1 protein-coding gene is annotated in these 1,247 nt (G+C 56.3%); it reads left to right on the forward strand.

Translation table 11 applies throughout. The features are described 5' to 3' along the window. Positions 1-867 (forward strand): hypothetical protein (locus tag IC50_RS38170; RefSeq protein WP_244429729.1); only part of this gene is annotated, 867 nt, incomplete at its 5' end. Between the last annotated feature and the right edge of the window lie 380 nt (positions 868-1,247).

Genomic DNA, 1,247 nt, shown 5'->3' on the forward strand with positions numbered 1-1,247 from the left:
CACTCAGCTCTGATTCCGGGTACTAGGCTGGTGTTTTTGTACTTCGTGAGCGTGCTTGCGGCCTTGCTTTTGCTGGTGGTGAGCAACCGCGGAGCCATGGCAAAACGCTCCGGCTATCGGAGTGATTGTGCCGGGATGCTGATTGTTTCTTCCATCCTACTTGTTGATAATTTTCAGTCGGAATGCCAAGCCCTCCATCTTTTCAGTGACAACCAGCCCATACGAGGGGAGCTCTGTGAGCGGGGTGCGGATCTGTTCAGCTTCAATGGGGCTAATGCGGGTGCACCGTGCAACGCTGTATTGGCTCCTGTGATTCTTCCAGCGCCCTCGCGTCTGCGCTATCGATCGATGACGCTGAGCAGTGACGAGCCGTCAAATTATCCCGACGAAGACGTTCTAAAGAGGAGAGCAGACAAAGGGCCTCGAGTGGCGTCGTTCGCTCCTGCAAGATCGTTCCGGCAGAATGGTCCGGCTCTCCGTGCGGAGGCGCCTGTCGGTTCGATGCTGATGCATAGGCTAGTTTCTTTGGCATCTCATAGTTTTACGACCTCGGCCGGGGTCAAAATTAGCTTCACGTTGATTATGGCGTCAAACCCGAGCGGTACTGCTTTTGGTCCACAGGTCTTAATGGATGCCGACAGTAAAGCTTTGGTCTGCGAGATCTCGCCCATGGATGCGGAAAGCATCTCTGCGTTTCGGCACTCGCTGGCGCAAGCCTTTGTTCAACAAGCGGCGAATCCCGGTGGGGGGCTCCCGAGCAAGGATGTCGATGATTTGTTTGCGAACAACTGGGCTGCTAATGCAACAAATGGCATTATGGGCGGTTGCCTGCTCGGGAATAATAATGAAAGCGGAAGGATAGTGTAGCGCAGCACATGGGTTGTCACGAACTCCACGAACGAGTCCGGGCCGCCAGATCCGGAATGTCCCTCTTCAACTCCTGTAACAGGAGGGCGTAATTCGCCCGATATGCTCGTCGCCCAGCCATTCCATGTCGTCGAGCACCGCCCGCTGGCCGTGGAGCGAGCCGAATTGAAAAGTGCAGTGCCTGCCGTCGCTTGATAATCGTGTGGACGCGTCGGGTTGCGGGCCATTAGCGGACAACTGGCAGGCAGCTCTTCATAGCTTAGGCGTCGGCGATCGACCATCTGGTCCGTCCCATCGAACACAGGCGGCGCGCCCTCATCAATTGCCATCTGGGCTGACGAGCGCTTGCGCGCACTAGGGTCTGTACCTAAATAGCGCCA

Origin of the sequence: Bradyrhizobium genomosp. I (2014) (assembly GCF_000261685.1) — a bacterium.
Classification (GTDB): Bacteria; Pseudomonadota; Alphaproteobacteria; order Rhizobiales; family Xanthobacteraceae; genus Bradyrhizobium.